Raw genomic sequence first — 18829 nt, 5'->3', positions numbered from 1 at the left:
TACCGTTATGTGACCGCCAACCTGGATGATGTCAATCTGTGCATCAGTCCCCCCGCTGCACAACGCGGCGGGTATAGTCGAACCGCGGCTCAGTTCAGCTCGATCCAGACCGGGCAATGGTCGGAGGGCTTCTCCATGCTGCGGATGTCGTAGTCCACGCCGCAGTCGATCACGCGCTGATGCAGGCCGGTGGTGGTCAGGATCAAGTCGATGCGCAGCCCGCGGCGTGGGTCGTCTTCGAAACCACGGCTGCGGTAGTCGAACCAACTGAAGCGATCAACGACTTCCGGGTTGAGCGTACGGAAGCTGTCCTGCAAACCCCAGTTCTTCAGTCGTGCCAACCATTCGCGTTCTTCCGGCAAAAAGCTGCACTTGCCTGTACGCAGCCAGCGCTTGGCGTTCACGTCGCCGATGCCGATGTCGCAATCTTCAGGCGAGATGTTGAAGTCGCCCATGACCGCTACCGACTGATCGGGCGTGAAACGCTCTTCCAGCAAGGCTTGCAGATCCGCGTAGAACTTCGTCTTGGCGGGAAACTTAGTCGGATGGATGCGGCTTTCACCCTGTGGGAAATAGCCATTCATGACGGTCACCGGCTGGCCATTGGCATCGGCGAAGCGGCCCCAGATGAAGCGCTTCTGCGATTCTTCCCCATCGCCAGGAAAGCCTTTGTGGACTTCCAGCGGCGCCTGCCGCGACAGCAGGGCGACGCCGTAATGGCCTTTCTGACCATGGAAGTGCACGTGATAGCCAAGCGCTTCGATCTCGGCCTGAGGGAACTGCTCGTCTGCGACTTTGGTTTCCTGCAGACCGATGACGTCCGGCTGATGCTTTTCGATAAGCGCAGAAAGCTGATGAGGTCTTGCGCGTAAGCCATTGATATTGAAGGAAACGAGCTTCATAGGTTCGGGCTCCGGAAAAACCGCGATTCTAATCGTTTCGGGCTTTGCGGCGCGAGTCGTATCAGCCGGTCGCAATAAGCGGCACGACCACGGTACGGGTGCTAACGTGAATTCAGCGCTCTACAACATAAGAAAGAGAACCGCCATGCCGATGCCTGCTGAAGTACAAACGCTGGACAGTGGTTACGCCAGGGAGGCGCGCTCGCTTCTGTACAACGCCTATCGACACGAACCCACCTTTGCCTATCTGTTCGAATCCGATCGGCCTGGATATGACCAGCGCGTGCGCGCAACCGTGCGCGAGTTGGTCAATCAGCATTTTCTGCAGGACCAGCCCGCGCTAGGGTTGCTGGCGGACGATAGGCTGATCGCCGTGGCCTTGATTGCGCCGCCGCAGCGTCGTCTGGATGTCACCGAGAGTTGGGTCTGGCGCATGCGCATGCTGATGACCGCGGGCTTTCGCTGCACTCGGCGATATCTTGATTACCACGCCGCAGTGCTCGGCTGCCTGCCGCCGGGCGCCTTTCACGTGCTGCCATTGATGGCCGTTCATCCGCAGTTTCAAGGGCAGCACTACGGCGAGCAGTTGCTCGAGGCGCTGCATAACTGGTGTGCCGTGGACGCGGCCTCGCAGGGGCTGGTGATCGATACGGGTAATCCGCGCTACCTGAATTTTTATGAACGTCAGGGTTATCAGGAGATCGGTCAGGTTGCGATCGGGCCGGTGGTCGAGCATGTGTTTTTCCATCCCGCGCCGCGCCAGGTCGAAGCCAGCCGAGGTTGATGGCGAATTTTGCGCGTTGCGCATAGTCCAACCGGGGATTTTTGACGAAGTTTTTCAATGCCTTGCCTAACGCTGTATGTACCGTGCTACACGCATTCATGCCAAGCCGAGCTTCGGTGTCTGTCGTGCTAGCATCGCTCGCCATGCGTATTTCCACAGTCGGCCGGCTCGTTGCCATCGGCCTAGCCTCGTTTATGTCCACTGGCATTCATTCAGCGGAGCTCGATGTCCGGATCGAGCCGTCCAACCGTGCGCTACGCGAAAACGTCGAAAACTACATCGGCGATCTGGGCGACCGTAACGAGCGGGAATTGCTGCGCTACAGCCGTATCGCCCAGGAACAGGCGGAAAAAGCGCTGCAGGCCCTGGGTCATTACAACGGCGAGATCGAATCCGAAGTCAGCGGTGGCGAGAATCCGCAGCTCATTCTGCGTATAAACCCCGGCGAGCCGGTTCGGCTGCGCAACATCACCCTGCGCGTGGATGGGTCAGCCAGTGAATTGCGAACGTTCCGTGTGCCCCGTAACACGCTCAGGTCCGGCGAGGTGCTCAATCACGGCCTGTATGAAGAGGTGAAGCAGCAAATCCTTAATCAGGCCTCGCGTTACGGATTCTTCGAAGGTCGTTTCACGAATCAGCGCCTGACCATCGACCCGTCGATCAACGCCGCGGACGTCGAGCTGGTGTTCGAAAGCGGCCCGCGCTATGTGCTGGGGAATGTCAGCTTCGAAGGTGATTCGCCCTTCGATCCCGATCTGCTGGCGCGGATGGTGCCGTTCGAGGCGGGCACGCCCTACGACTCGGAACTGGTGGCCGAACTCAACCAGGCGATGCAGGCCAGCGGCTATTTCGAAGGGGTACGGGTCGACGCCAACCCGGCCAATGCCCAACAGCAGCGCGTTCCTGTCGCGGTGCAGCTGACCACGCGCGATCCCAGAACCCTCGGGCTGGGGTTGGGATTTTCCACCGACGTGGGACCGCGCATGCGTCTGGATTTCCTCCGCCATTGGGTCAACCCGCAGGGCCACAGTTACGGCGTCGAGACCGAACTCTCGGCCCCGCGTCAGAATGTGGGGCTCTGGTACGACGTGCCGCTGGACCCGCCGCTGACCGACAAGCTGCGCTATGCGGCGGGTTACCAATACGAGGAGCTGGGTGACAACGACAGCCTTAGTGAGCTGCTGACAGTCGGCCCCGAGTGGCATCGGAAGCTGCCCAGTGGCTGGCAGCGGGTCTGGTCGCTCAAATGGCGCCATGAACAATATGAGCTGGGCGATGATACGGGTGTCAGCACGCTGTTGATGCCCGGCGTCTCCTATAGCTATCTGCGCAGCGACAACCGTATCGACCCAAGCCGTGGCTACCGCCTGGAGTTCGAGCTGGCTGCGGCGAAGGAAGGCCTGCTGTCCGACGCGGATCTGATCCATGCAAACACCACGGTGAAAGGCCTGATCACCCTCGCGGACCGCCATCGCTTCCTTGGTCGGGTGCAAGTCGGCGGCAACTGGACCAACGAATACACCAACGTGCCGCCGTCACTGCGCTATTTCGCGGGCGGCGATCAAAGCGTGCGCGGTTACGACTATCAGAGCCTGTCGCCGACCAACTCGGACGGCGACCGCATCGGCGGTCGTTACCAGCTGGCAGTCAGCGCTGAGTATCAATATTCGCTCACCGACAAGTGGCGAGTGGCGACCTTCATCGATCAGGGAAACGCGTTCAACTCGCTGGAGCTTCCGTCGCTCAAAAGCAGCGTAGGTCTGGGCGTGCGCTGGGTTTCGCCGGTCGGGCCGATTCGTGTCGATCTGGCCCATCCGTTGGACAGTGACGGCGGCGTGCGGCTGCATTTCTCCATGGGGCCGGAGCTTTGAGGCGTACCGCGAAAATTGTCGGCTGGGTAATGCTCGGCCTGGTGACTTTACTGCTACTGATTCTGCTGACCGTAGGTGCGGTACTGGGCACGCACACAGGGAGTCGTTGGGTCCTGAACAAGGTGCCTGGGGTGGAAGTGGAACAATTTCACGGACGTCTGGGTGGTGAATGGCAGGCGGAACGGCTGACATGGCAACAGGGTTCCAATCGTGCGGCGGTGGATGCGCCGCGAATGGCGTGGTCACCGATGTGCCTGTTGCGCATGACGCTGTGCATCGAGGAACTGGTCGTCGGCGACATCGCTCTGCAATTTCCGCCAGCGCCTGAGCACGACGCGCCAAGCGAGCCGTTCAGCCTGCCGGACATCAAGCTGCCGCTGGAGCTGCGGATCGAGCGCATTGAAATCGGCGAGCTTCGGCTGAATGACGTCCAACAACTGCGAAATCTGCAGCTGCGTGCCGACTGGCGAAAAGACGGGCTGGATATCGATGCCTTGCGGGTACGCCGCGATGATCTTTCATTGGATCTGGCCGGCCGCTTGCAACCGAACGGCGACTGGCCGTTGGAATTGAGCGGCACGGCTGCAATCCGTTCACCTGACTCGCAACCCTGGGCGTTGATGCTTGCGATGAACGGCGAGCTGCGCGACCAGTTGCATTTGAATGTCGAAAGCCAGGGTTACCTCGATGCCAGGCTCAGCGGCCAGTTAAGCCCGCTGGCGTCTGAGCTGCCGGCACAGCTACGGGTGGTGGTGGAGCGCTTCAAGGCGAGCCCTGAACTGCCCGATGCACTGCGGCTGGACACCCTTGAGCTCAGCGCCGAGGGCGATCTGGAGCAAGGCTATCGGCTGGTTGGTGACGGACGCTTGCAAGGCGAGGGCGGTGCGGTGGCCATTGTGCTGAACGCGCTGGTCGACGCCAAACATGCCGAGGTCGAAGCGCTTCAGCTGAATGCCGGTGAAGGACAGCGGATCAGCTTGAGTGGCCAGGCCGATTGGCAGGAGGGTATGACGGGCGAAGCCGAGCTGGCGTGGCGCGATTTCCCCTGGCGCAGGCTTTATCCGGACGTCGAAGAGCCGCCCGTGGCGTTGCGCACGCTCGATGCGCAAATCCAGTACGACGACGGCAACTACCTGGGCAATTTCGATGCGGCGCTGACCGGGCCATCCGGTGATTTCACGCTGCGAAGCCCTGTCAGCGGCGACCTTGAAGTCGTGCATCTACCGCAGCTGGAATTGCAGGCCGGGCAGGGCAGAGCTGCCGGTAATCTCAGCGTGGGTTTCGCGGATGGCATCGACTGGAACACTCGCCTGGACATGAGCGAGCTCGATCCGTCCTACTGGGTCGCCGAGTTGCCGGGCCAACTGGCCGGCACGTTGAGCAGCCGTGGCGCCATGCGCGACGAGCAGCTGCAGGCCGAAGCACGTCTGGATCTCGCTGGAACGTTGCGTCAGCAACCGTTGAAACTACAGCTGGAGGCGAGCGGGCAGGGCGCCGCCTGGAATGTTCCGTTCATCGAGCTGCGTCTCGGCGACAACCGAATCCAGGGCAGCGGGCGCTGGGCCGAAACGCTGCAGGCGAATCTTGAACTCAACCTGTCGCGACTGGCGCAGCTCTGGCCTGATCTGCAGGGTCAGTTGGCCGGCGACCTCAAGCTGGCCGGTACGCCGCAAGCGCCCGAGGGCACGCTGGCCCTCGAAGGCAGTCAGGTGGCATTCCAGCAAAATCGCATTGAGCGTCTGGAGCTGGCCGCCCGCCTCGAACAGGGCGAGCGTGGACAGCTGCGACTGGTTGCCGATGGATTGCGGGCAGGCGATACCGAACTGGGCCGGCTACAGGTGACGGGGGACGGCTCTCAACAGGCGCACCAGGCCGATCTGCAACTACAGGGGCCTTTGCTGGACCTGTCTCTGGCGCTGGATGGCGGACTGAAGGGCGGGGATTGGCGAGGGCGCTTGCTGCGGGCCGAACTGGATGCTCAAGGCCAGCAGTGGGCGCTTCAGCGACCCGCATCGCTGGAGCGGCTGGCCAACGGTCGGATCACCTTTGGCGAGCACTGCTTCGGTTCAGGTCCCGCCACGCTGTGCGCCGAAGATCAGCGGCTTCTGCCCGACCCGCGACTGCGGTATCGGCTACGCGACTTTCCGCTCGAATCGCTTGCCGAGTATCTGCCGGACAATCTGAACTGGCAGGGCGAGGTCAACGCCGACCTGTCGCTGGACCTGCCCGCCGCCGGCCCTAGCGGCACCATTCGCATCGACGCCGGCCCAGGCACGTTGCGCATGCGCGATGGCGACCGATGGCTGGATTTCCCCTACGCAACCTTGGCTTTGAACAGCGAACTGACGCCCAAACGTGTCGATAGCCGCTTGCGCTTCGAGGGCGGCGAGCTCGGCGAACTCGATGTGAGCCTGCAGATTGACCCGAGTACCGAAGAGAAAGCCATCTCGGGAAGCTTCCTTCTGAGCGAATTCGATCTATCCGTAGCCAGGCCCTTCGTCGCTCAGGTCGAGCGGTTGGATGGGCAACTGAACGGGCGTGGCGAGTTGTCCGGCAGCTTGCAGGCGCCGCAGGTCAACGGCGAGCTGAGATTGAGCGACGCCGAGATTGCCGGCAGTGAGTTGCCAGTCAGTTTCGAGCAGCTGCATATTCGTGCGCTCATCGAAGGCGAGCACGTGCGAGTCGACGGTGACTGGCGCAGCGGCGAACAAGGAAGAGGGGAGATTGCCGGAACCCTGAATTGGACCGATGCGCTGGATCTAGACATGCGTATAAGCGGCAGCCGGCTCCCGGTTATCGTCGAACCCTATGCCGAACTGGAAGTCGAGCCGGATCTACGATTGGAGCTGGCCGGTGACCAATTGGCGGTAAGTGGAAAGGTCTTGGTGCCACGTGGCGATATCCAGGTTCGTGACCTGCCTCCTTCGACGGTCAGGGTGTCCGAGGATGCGGTAATCGTCGGCACGGAAGCCGAGGACGCGCAGACGCCGTTGGCCATTCGCATGGATATCGATGTCGAGGTGGGCCAGGATCGTCTGCGTTTCTCTGGCTTTGGTCTCACCGCGGATCTGGCGGGTTATCTGCACATCGGCGACAACCTCGACGCGCGTGGCGAGCTCAATCTCAACAATGGGCGTTATCGAGCCTATGGCCAGCGTCTGACCATTCGCCGCGCTCAGCTGCTGTTCACCGGCGTGCTGTCCCAGCCATTCCTGAATATCGAGGCGATACGGCGGATCGACTCGGACAACGTCATCGCCGGTCTACGCATCACCGGCAGCGCCGAGCAGCCAAGGGTCGATGTGTTCGCTGAGCCGGCGATGAGCCAGGAGCAGGCGTTGTCCTATCTGGTGCTGGGAAGGCCGCTGGGAACCGATTCCGGTGAGAACAACATGTTGGCGCAGGCCGCGCTTGGGCTTGGCCTGGCGGGCAGTGCGTCGATCACCGGGAACGTTGCGCAACGTCTGGGGATTCAGGATTTCCAGCTCGACACCGAAGGAAGCGGCACGGAGACCAGCGTGGTCGCCAGCGGGCGCCTGACCGATCGCCTGACGCTTCGCTACGGCGTCGGCGTATTCGAGTCGGCCAACACCGTTGCCCTGCGCTATCAGCTGACCAAACGCATTTTTCTCGAAGCCGCAAGCGGGTTGGCCAGCTCCCTTGACGTTTTCTACCGACGTAATTTCTAACGTCACGGTGCGGTATCCGCTTCTTGAAAAATATATTGAGTGGACTGGCGGCGGTGCCGCCTTAGGCTACTCTGGTGGGCTTATGTAACCGGCAAGTCGGCGTGACTCAACGGTCGATCTACAAGCCCTCCAGCGTCTTTTCGATGCTGCGCGAATCGCGTGCAATCGACGTCGCGCCAAGCGCTTGTGGTGGTGGTAGGATCGCTCGGTCGCTCCTTGTGTCGCAGCTATTACAGAGGCCTTGGCATGGGCCCTGCAAGTTGTCGGTAGTCACCCAGCACATGAAGTTCAGGGTCATTACCGGGTCGTTTCGGTTAGTGGTAGAAGACGGCAGTGATGCCTTCTGGCGTTGTGCTTCTACTGCGCTCCAATGCGGGCCGCTCGGGCAAGGATGTCTAACATAATCAATAAGGGTGCTTTGAATGGAATTTCTGCAAAACCTGGTCAATAGCGTCAACGGTCTCGTCTGGGGACCGCCCATGCTGGTGCTGATTCTAGGCACTGGTTTCTTCCTCATGGTCATGCTCAAGTTCATGCCTCTGGTGCGTATCGGCACCGGTTTCGCCCTGATCTGGCGCGGACGCGTCAAGGGCGATGAAGACACGGGCGAGATCAGTCCATTTCAGGCACTCATGACCTGTCTGGCGGCCACCGTCGGTACCGGTAATATTGCTGGTGTCGCCACCGCCATCTTCCTCGGTGGGCCGGGTGCGCTGTTCTGGATGTGGTGTACGGCGCTGGTGGGCATGGCGACCAAGTACTGTGAAGTGGTGCTGGCCGTGCATTACCGCGAGAAGGATGACCGCGGCGAGCATGTCGGTGGCCCGATGTATGCCATCAAGAATGGTCTGGGCAAGAAGTGGCTGTGGCTCGGTGGGGCATTCGCGATCTTTGGTGGGCTGGCTGGCTTCGGCATCGGCAACATGGTGCAGGTGAACAGCATGGCGCTTGCGCTCGAAACCACCTTCTCGGTGCCGCTGTGGGTCACCGGTCTGGTCACTATGGTGGTTGTTGGTCTGGTGATTCTCGGCGGTATCAAGCGCATTGGCGCGGTGGCCGCTGCACTGGTGCCTTTCATGTGCGTTGCCTACATCGTTGCCGGTATCGTCGTGTTGGTGGTCCATGCCTCCGAGATCCCGGCGGCCTTCGATCTGATCTTCACCCACGCCTTTACACCCATCGCAGCCACTGGCGGGTTCGCCGGTGCGGCGGTCATGGCCGCTATTCGCTTCGGTGTAGCGCGCGGTATCTTTTCCAATGAGGCAGGTCTGGGAACAGCAGGTATTGCCCAAGCGGCCGGCACTACTAAAAGCTCTGTGCGCTCCGGAATGATCGGCATGATGGGTACCTTCATCGATACCATCATCATCTGTTCCATTACCGGTCTCGCGATCGTTTGTTCCGGCGTCTGGACCAGTGGCGAAAGCGGCGCGGCATTGTCTGCTGCAGCCTTTGAATCGGCTATGCCTGGATTCGGTGGCGCCGTATTGACCATCGCTCTGGTGGTCTTCGCCTTTACCACCATTCTGGGCTGGAGCTACTTCGGCGAAAAATGCTGGGAATTCATGATGGGCACCAAAGCGATCTGGCCATTCCGCGTCGTCTGGGTGCTCGCAGTGCCCTTCGGCGCGATCGCACAGCTCGATTTCGCCTGGTTGCTGGCAGATACCCTCAACGGTTTGATGGCGATTCCCAACCTGATTTCCCTGATTCTGCTCAGCCCTGTCGTGGTCAAGTTGACTAAGGAATACTTCGCCCGCAAGCAAGCAATCTAAGCAAACTGGGCCGCAGGGCATTCTTGTGGCCCATGACTGAGAGGAGTTTTAAATGACAGAAGTAACTCTGAAAGGCGCCCCGATCCAGGTCGCCGGTACGTTCCCGCAGGCCGGCCAGAAAGCCAGGCCATTCGGCCTGGTGGGAGGCGATCTTTCCGATGTCACACTGGAAAGCTTTGCTGGCAAACGCAAGGTTCTGAATATCTTCCCAAGTATTGATACCCCGACTTGCGCCACTTCGGTGCGCAAGTTCAATGCTCAGGCCAACGAACTGGCCAATACCGTGGTGCTTTGCATCTCCGCCGATTTGCCATTCGCGCAAAAGCGCTTCTGTGGTGCTGAAGGTTTGGAAAATGTAGTGAATCTGTCGACCATGCGTGGCCGCGATTTCCTCGAAGACTACGGCGTGTTGATCGCCAGCGGTCCGCTCGCCGGGGTATCCGCACGCGCGGTCGTGATCCTGGACGAGCAGGACCAGGTGCTCTACAGCGAATTAGTGCCGGAGATCGGCAGCGAGCCGAATTACGACGCAGCTATCGCCGCACTCAAATAAGAGGCCATTAGAGAGGCGGTGCAACGCCGTCTCTCTAGTAACTGATTACTGGCGACAATAAACCCCACTCATCCCTTATCAGTCCGCGCCAATGTCAATTGGCTGCTAGCCGCTCCTCCCCTTATTTTCCTCATGCTGATGTGCCCGACATTGTTATCGCGATGGCGATAGGCCAGATTTTGTTTGCTTCCCGCAAAATCTTTCTATGCTGTTGTGGTCTTAGCTTTCATTGCCAAACTGAATGGATTCGCTCATGCCACTTTCGCCTCCTAAAAAGATCGGTATTTCGGGCACAGGAATGATCGCCCACTGCCTCATCCGCCTAATCGACCGGCACTATCAGGACATGCATGTTTCTCGCGTGCTCACGCGGCGGCCGTTGAGTTCGTTCACCGACTTTCCACTCGCTGAGCGGCTCACCAATTCCATCGATCATCTCATCGACGAGGTTGATTTGATCATCGAATGCAGCGGTGACGTCTTCCACGGTACGGAGGTCATCGAGCGTGCATTCGAAGCAGGGTTACCGGTCGTTACGGTGAACGCTGAGCTGCAGGTGACGACAGGTTCCTATCTGGCCGGGAAGGGCCTGCTCACCGAGGCAGAAGGTGATCAGCCGGGCTCACTGGCGGCATTGCATGAAGAAGCCTTGATGATGGGTTTCAGGCCGTTGGTATACGGCAACATGAAGGGCTATCTGAATCACGATCCAACGCTGGAAGACATGACGTTCTGGTCGAAGCGCCAGGGCATCAGCATCGATCAGACGACGTCCTTTACCGATGGCACCAAGGTACAGATCGAGCAGGTGATCGTCGGGAATGGCTTGGGTGCAAGCATTACCAAGCAGGGCCTGGGTGGGATGGCGTCAACCAACCTGACCGAAACCGGCAACGTGCTGGGCATGATGGCTGATCGTTTCGGCCACCCCTTCGTTGACTACATAATCCCGTCCGGCTACTCGGCCGGAGGCGTGTTTCTGGTCTGCCGGCATGATGATGACCAACAGGCTGCCCTGGAATACTTCAAACTCGGGCCAGGTCCCTATTACACCTTGGTGCGACCGTTCCACCTGTGCTCACTCGAGGTTGGCAAAACGGTACGCCGTGTGCTCAATGGCGGTGGCGTGCTGTTGAACAATTCAACTACACCGACGCTCGGTGTGGCTGCGATAGCCAAGCGCGCGATGCGTCCAGGTGAGCTGATCGAGCGCGGCATTGGCGGTTTCCAGTTCCGTGGTGAGGCGGTGAAGCTCGACGAGAATCCCGATCACGTGCCGATTGGACTGTTGCACAAGACAGCGCTGAAGCGTGCGATCGAGCCGGGCCAGTTGATCACATTCGATGATGTCGACATTCTGCCGAGCCGTGCTCTAGACATCGTCATGCAGCAGCGTGCGGAACGCATCGCCAGGAGCAAGCAAACATCAGGAGCGAGCCGGGAAACAGGCGGGATGGTAGCGACAGGCAGCTGAACGCTGCTTTCGAAAAGAAGGCCGCGAATGCGGCCTTCTTTGTATCAAAGGGAATTACTGCTGCATCAATCCTTACGGTAAGTCAGCATGACGATGCCGAAGATGACGATGGCGCCCCCGAGAATCTGACCCGCCGCAAGCATCTGATCGAGCACCAGCCAGCCCATGATCAAGGTCGCCAAGGGTTCTATGTTCATCACCGGTGCGTTGCGCGACATGTTGAGCCTTGGCACGGAAACAAACAGCGTAATGAATGCCGCGCCATAGAGCCCGACCAGCACTGCCAGCGCTGTCCAGCCGGTGCCACTCTGCGGCAACGACAGCCCGCCAGGCAGCAGGCCGCTGGCCCCGGCAAGGTTGGCGCTGCTGAATACGATCAGCATGGTCAACAGGCTGCGGACCGATCCGCGTACCTGCGACAGCTTGTGGTCGGTGATCCAGAGCGCTAGAGCGAAAACGCTGGCGGCACAGAATGCGAGCGCGACCCCGAGAATCCATTCTGGTCCTGCGTCTTCGCTGGAAGAGAGGCGTGCCGGCACTTCCAGGACGAATATCAGGCCGACCAGTATCAAGCCCATCAGCAACGCAGTGCGCGCTGTGGGGCGCGCCCCTCCCAAGGCCCATGTCAGCAAGGCCAGCAGGATCGGGAACACATTGGCCACCAGTAGCGCCAATGCCACAGGAACCCGCGCCACGGCTGAATACAGACAGATGCTTTGAGTGGCGATCAACAAGCCCAACAGCAACTGCCAGCGCCAGGCACCGGGCGCCAGGCGGATGCTCTGTCGCTGCCAGAAAACCAGCCCGGCCAGAACAATGAGCGTACCGCCCGAACGCAACAGGATTGCCAACAACACGCCCGCGCCGTCATCGAAGGCAACCCGCGCCGCGACATGGTTACCGGCGAACCCGCAGCCGAGGCAGACGAGTATCAACACTGCGATATGGCGCGGAAAAGTTACGGGTACGTCGGGAGTAGCTATAGCAGTCATGTCGAGTTCCGATCCTAATAATCAAACGCCAGCCCTATAGGCTGGCGTAGGTGAACATTGAGCGGTGAGACCGCCCGGCCCTGCGAACAGGGCGGGCGGCGTCGCGTTACAGCACTACACTCGGCAGCCACAGGGAGATTGCCGGAATGTAGGTGACGGCCATCAGCACCAGGAACAGCGCGGCATAGAAGGGTAACAGCGCCTTGATGGTGTTTTCGATGGTGACCTTGCCAATGGCGGCACCGACGAACAGCACCGCTCCCACCGGCGGGGTGATCAGCCCGATACCGAGGTTGACCAGCATGATCATGCCGAAATGCACCGGATCGACCCCGATATCGGTGATCACGGGCATCAGGATCGGTGTGAGGATGAGAATAAGCGGAGCCATATCCATCAGCGTACCGAGTGCCAGCAGCATGAAGTTGATGCACATGAGGATCACGTAGCGGTTGTCCGACAGGGTCAGGAACATCGATGTGATTTTCGAGGGGATCTGCATCAACGTCATGATGTAGCCGAAGGCACCTGCGAAGGCGATCAGGATCATCACTATCGACAAGGTCCGCACTGTGCGATGCAACAGTTTGGGCAGTTCGCGCCATTTGTAATCGCGGTAGATGAACATGGTCACGAAGAATGCCCAGAGCACTGCAATCGCCGCGGACTCGGTCGCGGTGAAAACACCGCTGAGAATGCCGCCCAGGATGATCACCATGGTGAACAGCCCCCAGAGCGCATCGACGCAGATTTTCAGTGCCTGGCGTAGTGGAATGACTTCGCCCTTGGGGTAGTTACGCTTTTTGGCGAATATCAGGCAAAGCCCCATCATCACCGCGCTGAGCAGCAAGCCTGGGCCGATACCGGCGATGAACAGTGAGGCGATGGAAACGGTGCCACCAGCGGCCAGCGAGTAGAGCACCGAGTTGTGACTTGGTGGCGTCAACAGCGCCTGGACCGAACCGCTCACGGTCACGGCGGTGGAAAACTCACGGGGATAGCCCTTGCGTTCCATTTCCGGAATGAGGACAGAGCCGACCGAGGCCGTATCGGCCAGGGAAGAGCCGGAGATAGCGCCGAAGAAGGTCGAGGCCATGATATTGACCAGCGACAACCCGCCTCGGACAAAGCCAACCAGCACGCTGGCGAAGGCCACCAGGCGCCGAGACATGCCGCCTTCGGCCATGATGGCGCCAGCCAGCACGAAGAATGGAATAGCCAACAAGGAGAATTTGTTGATGCCGCCAGCAATCTGAATCATCACTGCGTGCAAGGGAATATCGATCCACCAGGCGCCTGCCAGCGCAGCCAGGCCCAGCGAATAAGCGACGGGGACGCGCAGGAAAATCAAGACGATGAAGCTGCCTACCAGTATGAGCGCATCCATTTAGAGTGTTTCCTTGCTGTCTTCGAAAAGCTCGAAATTGACCGAGCGACGATGGCGTTGATCGCCGAAGCAGAGCTTCTCAACGATGAAGATCAGACTCAGGAAGCCGCCGATGGCAATGGGTGAGTAAGCGATGCCCACGCGTAGCGTTGGCAAGGTGCTCATATATTGATTCCAGGTGGCGACGCACAGTTTGATGCCCCAGATCAGCATGAACAGGCAGATTGCGGCCATCAGGAACTGAACCAGAAGATCAATGTAACGCTGCCAGGAAGCGGGCATGCGATCCGTCAAAGTGGTGACCGCCATGTGCGCACCGGCACGATAGCTGGCCGCCGCGCCGACGAAGGTAAAGATGGCCATCAGCAGTATCGCCACTGGTTCGGGCCAGCCGGCACCGGTGCGCAGTACATAGCGGGCAAAAATGCCCCATGGAATGATCAGGGCCATGGCCGTAATGGACAAACCGGCAACCCAGATACAGCTGAGGTAGATCACGTCATTGACGCGTAGTAAGGAATTTTTCATGAGGCTTCACCGCGAGCACGACGCCGGCTGCGGGCCGGCGTCGCGAGGTTCTTCTGAACGACCTATTACTGGACGGCTTCGATACGCTTGATCAGATCGGTGTAGGCGGCGCCGTACTTTTCGCGTACCGGGGCGGTGGCATCGTAGAAGGGCTTCTTATCGACTTCGATGAACTCCACGCCTGCGGCTTTGAGCTTTTCTTCGCTGCTGGCGGATTTTTCATCCCAGAGCTTGCGCTCTTCCTGCTGCGCTTCCTTAGCGTACGTCTTCACCAGTTCCTGTTGCTCCGGGGTGAGCTTGTTCCATGCCGTCTTGGACATGACGATAGGCTCGGGAAGAATCAGGTGACCGGTCAGGGTGTAGTGCTTGGCATTGCGGAAGTGGTTGTGCTCGAGCATGGTCGGCGGGTTGTTCTCGGCACCGTCGATCACGCCGGTCTGCAGGGCGCTAAAGATCTCACCGGTGTCCATTGCCACGCCCTGAGCGCCCATAGCGTTCAGGGTATCGATGAACAGCGGGTTGCCGATCACCCGAATCTTCATGCCCTGAAGATCCTCGATTTTACGTACCGGCTCCTTGGTGTAGAGATTGCGGACGCCGCCATCCATCCACGCCAGACCGACCATGTTGAATTCGGATTCAGTGATCTTGTCGAGAAGCTCCTGCCCGATTTCGCCATCAATGACCTTTCGCATGTGTTCGTGATCGCGGAACACGAACGGCATGTTGAAGGCGTTGACGTCGGACACCACCGGACCGAGCGTGCCGAGGCTGACGCGCGTCATCTGGACGGCGCCGATTTGGAGCTGTTCGACCACTTCTTTTTCCGAGCCCAGCACGCCGCCGGAGAACATCCGGTATTTCAGCTCGCCATCGGTGGCGTCTTCGAGTTTCTTGCCCAGATTCTCCATGGCCACGACGGTCGGATAGCCTGCTGGATGGACCTCGGCCATTTTCAAGGTGGTCGCGGCTTGTGCGAGGCCCGGCAGACACAGGGCGAAGGGAAGCGCGGCGATGAGCAACTTGCGTTTGAAGTTCATGTGAATCTCCATCTTGTTGTTGTTGATGTTGCAGCGTTGCGAGCGACAAGGTCGGGCGACTGCGGGCCTGTCCTTGGTGGGTGAAGCGTTAGCGGAAGCGGGGTTCCTCCATTCCGGCGACGCCGGGTTGCAGCGCGAATACGCCGCCAGCTAGTGGCTGGTCGGAGAGGTCACCGCCTGGGCGAATGGATGTGACGAACAGAGTGTCCAAGCCAGGGCCGCCAAAGGCGCACATGGCAGGTTTCTTTACCGGCACTTCGAGCGAGTGGTCGAGACGACCGTCAGGTGTGAAGCGATGAATCAGGCCTGCGTCGTTACCGCAGATCCAGTAACAGCCGTCGATGTCGACGGCTGCGCCATCCGGGCGACCGGGATACTGGTTCATGTCCACGAACAGCCGGCGATTGCTCGGCGTACCACTTTCGATGTCGTAATCGAAGGCCCAGATTTTCTGCACGGTGGGGTGGGAGTCCGACAGATACATGGTGCGGCCATCGGGACTGAAGCCGAGTCCGTTGGGTACGATGAAATCGTTCAGGCGTGCACTGAGCGGATCACTGTCGACGGCACCGTCGAGCCGATACAGCGCGCCTGCGGAAATGCCGGCGGCCATATCCATGACCATGGTTCCCGCCCAGAAGCGCCCCTGGCGGTCGCAGCGGCCATCATTGAAACGCATGTTGCCGTGGCCATGCTGCACACCGGCCAAGCGTGTGGCGTGAAGGGAGCCGTCGTCCTGCGGAGTAAGATCGAAGTAGCCGTTTTCCATGCCGGCGACCCAGCGATCGCCTTCACCCTCACGGCGAGCGATGCAAGCGATCATCTGGTCGGCTGTCCAACGGGTTACCTTGGCGTCCGCCGCCTGCCAGCGCAGCAGGTGGCGGTTGGGAATATCGACCCAGTAGAGCGCTTGTTCATGCGCGACCCAGACCGGACTTTCTCCGGTGGCGTTCTGCGCATCGACTATCAGTTCTGCTTGGTTTGCCATGGCGATTCTCTTGTCGTTGTTCTCGGCGTGGCGGGAAGAGTCAATCGTCGAACGGACCTGCTTCGCAGAAGGCGCCGCCCTGGTAGATCAAGGCAGGATCATTGGCAGCGTAGGGCGGTTGCGCTTCAACCTTTTCGCGGAACACCTCGGATGTGTCCTTGGGTTCGAAGCCCAGATGGGCCGCCATGTGGTTGTCCCACCAGACGTCACGGTTCGCCGATGCGCCGTAGACAACGGTGTGCCCGACGTTTGGGGTGAATAGCGAACGCTCGATCAGGTCGGTCAGGTCGCGGTAGCTCAGATAGGTGGCCATCATTCGGCGGTTGAGTGGCTCGGGGAAGGAAGACCCGATGCGGATGCTGACGGTCTCGATGCCGTAGCGATCGAAGTAGAAGCTTGCCATGTCCTCACCGTAGGACTTGGACAGGCCGTAGTAACTGTCCGGACGGCGTGCGACGCTGGCGTCGATTTTTTCGGTCTGCTTGTAGAAGCCGATCACATGGTTGGAGCTGGCGAAGACAACGCGTTTGATGCCGTGCTTGCGTGCGGCTTCGTAGACATGAAACACGCCGCGAATGTTGCCTTCGAGAATTTCCTCGAAAGGCCGCTCGACCGATACCCCACCAAAATGCGCAATGGCGTCGACGCCTTCGCAGAGGGCATGTACCGCGGCTTTGTCGGCGAGGTTACAGGTCACTACCTCTTCGTGAGGGCCAGCAGCGGGCTCCATCGAGGCGATATCGGAGAGGCGAATGATATTGGCGTAAGGGCGAAGCGTTTCGCGTAGCACCTTGCCCAAACCTCCTGCCGCTCCCGTTAGCAGGAGGCGATTGAAGGGTGTGGCAGTGGTTGTCTTACTTGTCATGAGGATCTGCCTATCGCTTATTGTTTTGATGTCATCGGTTGTCAGATGACTTGTGCTCGATTATTTGCGTCGCCGTAGGTGTTTGTCAACCCGCTGAGCAAATAACGCTTCATCAAACGATCTATGAAATAGCCTTCCACCGGCTAGGTACTGGAGGTCACGAAATAACCATCCAGTGCGGACTTGCGAGCACTCCGCCAGTAGCATCGACCACCACGCTAACTATCCGTACGGCGTTTTCACATCCCACTAAAGTCGTGATGGCCAGCACACCGGCGTGTAGCGAGAAAGCTCCGGTATTCCACTCAGGTTGTATGATGACGGGGTCGCGTGACAAGCTCTGGCCGAGTGCATCGGCAAACCCTTGTTGGCAGCTTCACCAAACAAAGGACCGCGCCAAAGGGCGCGGTCGGCGGTCTAGCACAACTCCCAATCTCTGCCGCAACTGGGGGTTGTTTCAGGCGCCCTGCAACTTGGTTACGGCACTCCTTTGGTGGCGCAGCGCGGTCACTAGATGCCATAGCACCGACGCAAGCGCCAGCAACAGGAAACTGGCCGAGATCGGATTCGTTAAAAAGCCCATGAAGTCACCATCCGACAGCATCAGGCCGCGACGCAGATTGGTCTCGGCCATCGGGCCCAGGATGAAACCAATGATGAATGGCGCCGCGGGCATCCCGCCTTTGACGAAGCCGTATCCGATCAGGCCGAACAGCAGAATGGTCCAGACATCGAACACGCGACTGCTCAAGCCGAAAGCACCTACCACGCATAGAACCAGGATGATCGGCAGCAGAATATGCTTGGGCACTGCCAGTAGTTTGATGAAGATTCGTAGCCCATAGAACTCCAGCACCAACATCAAAACCGAGGCCAGGATCAGTGCTGCGAAGATGGTGTAGACCAGCTCGCCCTGGCTGATGAACAGCAGCGGTCCGGGCTGAATACCGTGGATCATGAAGCCACCGAGCAGGATCGCGGTGACGGTATCGCCCGGTATGCCGAGCGTCATCAGCGGAATCATGGCGCTGCCGATGCCTGCGTTGTTCGCGGTTTCACTGGCGACCACGCCTTCGACGGCGCCCTTGCCGAACTGCTCGGGATGTTTGGAGCGCTTCTTCGCAATGATGTAGGAGACGATGTTCGACGTGCCTGCGCCGATACCCGGCAGGATGCCGATACCGATACCGATCAATCCTGAGCGGAACGCGTTTGGAATCTGCCCGAAAAACTCCCTGAGTGAAAAGCCGAAGCCCTTAACGTTCTTCATGCTTACAGAGGCGACCTTGGTTTTGTGCGCTGCCCGGCCGGTCTCGGCGATCTTGATCACCTCTGCCACCGCGAACATACCGATCATGACCGTCAACATGGCGAAGCCGCCGTTCAGGTTCGGCGAGTCGAAGGTGAAGCGGCGAATGGCGTCGACTGGCGCGATGCCTACGGTGGAGAACGCAAAACCCAGGACGCCAGCATAAATGCCTTTAAGCAGCGAGCCGGTGGAGAGCGTCGCAATCAGCGTTAGCGAGAAGATCGCAATGGCAAAGTATTCGTGCGGCCCGAAGCGCAAGGCGATTTTGGCCAGTGAAGGGGCAATCGAAAGCAGGGCGACGATGCTGAAGATGGTGCCGAGAAAGGAGAACACCACACCCACACCAAGCGCCTTCAACCCTTCACCTTTTTCCATCATCGGCCCACCATCGAAGGTGGTGGCGATGGAGGCGGGCGTTCCGGGAATCTTCAGCAGAATCGCCGAAATCAAGCCTCCCGAGGTGGCGCCAACGAACAGCGCGACCAGCAGCGACAGCCCGGCGGCAGGACCCATGGCATACGTGAGCGGCAGACAGAGCGCAATCGCCATCGTCGCCGACAATCCGGGGACCGCACCAAAGACGATGCCGACGGCTACGCCAAGCGTGATCAGGATGAAAATGTAGGGGGAAAAGACCGCGGCGAAGCCGGTCTGGAAGAGTTCGATCATGTC

The 18829-nt window shown here is 59.6% G+C and carries 14 protein-coding genes; 6 read left to right on the top strand and 8 right to left on the bottom strand.

Going from position 1 to position 18829, the window contains the following annotated elements:
- Window positions 1-89 precede the first annotated feature (89 nt).
- Window positions 90-902 carry an exodeoxyribonuclease III gene (gene xthA, locus NA645_RS09530; RefSeq protein ID WP_256048573.1) on the bottom strand — a complete coding sequence of 271 codons (813 nt, stop codon included), beginning with the start codon at window positions 900-902 and terminating at the stop codon, window positions 90-92.
- Window positions 903-1047: 145 nt separating this feature from the next.
- On the opposite strand from xthA, the gene NA645_RS09525 reads away from it, so the two are divergent.
- From NA645_RS09525 to NA645_RS09500, 6 genes are all read left to right on the top strand, one after another.
- Window positions 1048-1686 carry a GNAT family N-acetyltransferase gene (locus NA645_RS09525; RefSeq protein WP_256048572.1) on the top strand — a complete coding sequence of 213 codons (639 nt, stop codon included), beginning with the start codon at window positions 1048-1050 and terminating at the stop codon, window positions 1684-1686.
- 194 nt (window positions 1687-1880) lie between these two features.
- Complete coding sequence (locus tag NA645_RS09520; protein WP_256048685.1) at window positions 1881-3557, top strand: autotransporter assembly complex protein TamA; 1677 nt, start codon at window positions 1881-1883, stop codon at window positions 3555-3557.
- Between the two features lie 29 nt (window positions 3558-3586).
- A complete protein-coding gene (locus tag NA645_RS09515) occupies window positions 3587-7246 on the top strand; it encodes a translocation/assembly module TamB domain-containing protein (RefSeq protein ID WP_256048684.1) in 3660 nt (1219 codons plus the stop codon).
- Window positions 7247-7668: 422 nt separating this feature from the next.
- Window positions 7669-9021, top strand: a complete 1353-nt coding sequence (locus NA645_RS09510; RefSeq protein WP_256048571.1) for an alanine/glycine:cation symporter family protein — start codon at window positions 7669-7671, stop codon at window positions 9019-9021.
- A gap of 52 nt (window positions 9022-9073) precedes the next feature.
- Complete coding sequence (gene tpx, locus NA645_RS09505) at window positions 9074-9574, top strand: thiol peroxidase (RefSeq protein ID WP_256048570.1); 501 nt, start codon at window positions 9074-9076, stop codon at window positions 9572-9574.
- A gap of 298 nt (window positions 9575-9872) precedes the next feature.
- On the top strand, window positions 9873-11048 hold the full coding sequence (locus NA645_RS09500) for an NAD(P)-dependent oxidoreductase (RefSeq protein WP_256048683.1): 1176 nt from the start codon (window positions 9873-9875) through the stop codon (window positions 11046-11048).
- Between the two features lie 65 nt (window positions 11049-11113).
- Here NA645_RS09500 and NA645_RS09495 read toward each other — a convergent pair whose 3' ends face one another.
- From NA645_RS09495 to NA645_RS09465, 7 genes are all read right to left on the bottom strand, one after another.
- Window positions 11114-12040: an EamA family transporter gene (locus tag NA645_RS09495; protein WP_131648750.1), complete on the bottom strand. Its 927-nt coding sequence runs from the start codon at window positions 12038-12040 to the stop codon at window positions 11114-11116.
- Window positions 12041-12146: 106 nt separating this feature from the next.
- Window positions 12147-13427: a TRAP transporter large permease gene (locus NA645_RS09490; protein WP_197444972.1), complete on the bottom strand. Its 1281-nt coding sequence runs from the start codon at window positions 13425-13427 to the stop codon at window positions 12147-12149.
- Complete coding sequence (locus NA645_RS09485; protein ID WP_197444973.1) at window positions 13428-13955, bottom strand: TRAP transporter small permease; 528 nt, start codon at window positions 13953-13955, stop codon at window positions 13428-13430.
- 65 nt (window positions 13956-14020) lie between these two features.
- A complete protein-coding gene (locus NA645_RS09480; protein ID WP_256048569.1) occupies window positions 14021-14995 on the bottom strand; it encodes a TRAP transporter substrate-binding protein in 975 nt (324 codons plus the stop codon).
- A gap of 88 nt (window positions 14996-15083) precedes the next feature.
- Complete coding sequence (locus tag NA645_RS09475; RefSeq protein ID WP_256048568.1) at window positions 15084-15983, bottom strand: SMP-30/gluconolactonase/LRE family protein; 900 nt, start codon at window positions 15981-15983, stop codon at window positions 15084-15086.
- Between the two features lie 40 nt (window positions 15984-16023).
- A complete protein-coding gene (locus tag NA645_RS09470; RefSeq protein WP_256048567.1) occupies window positions 16024-16848 on the bottom strand; it encodes an NAD-dependent epimerase/dehydratase family protein in 825 nt (274 codons plus the stop codon).
- A gap of 457 nt (window positions 16849-17305) precedes the next feature.
- Window positions 17306-18826, bottom strand: coding sequence for a tripartite tricarboxylate transporter permease (locus NA645_RS09465; RefSeq protein WP_131648756.1), 1521 nt, complete (start codon window positions 18824-18826; stop codon window positions 17306-17308).
- Window positions 18827-18829: the final 3 nt, after the last annotated feature.

Source organism: Stutzerimonas stutzeri (assembly GCF_024448955.1).
GTDB classification, from domain to species: Bacteria; Pseudomonadota; Gammaproteobacteria; order Pseudomonadales; family Pseudomonadaceae; genus Stutzerimonas; species Stutzerimonas stutzeri_AQ.
The sequence above is the reverse complement of the archived record's forward strand: the minus strand, read 5'-3'. Positions and strand labels throughout refer to the sequence as shown.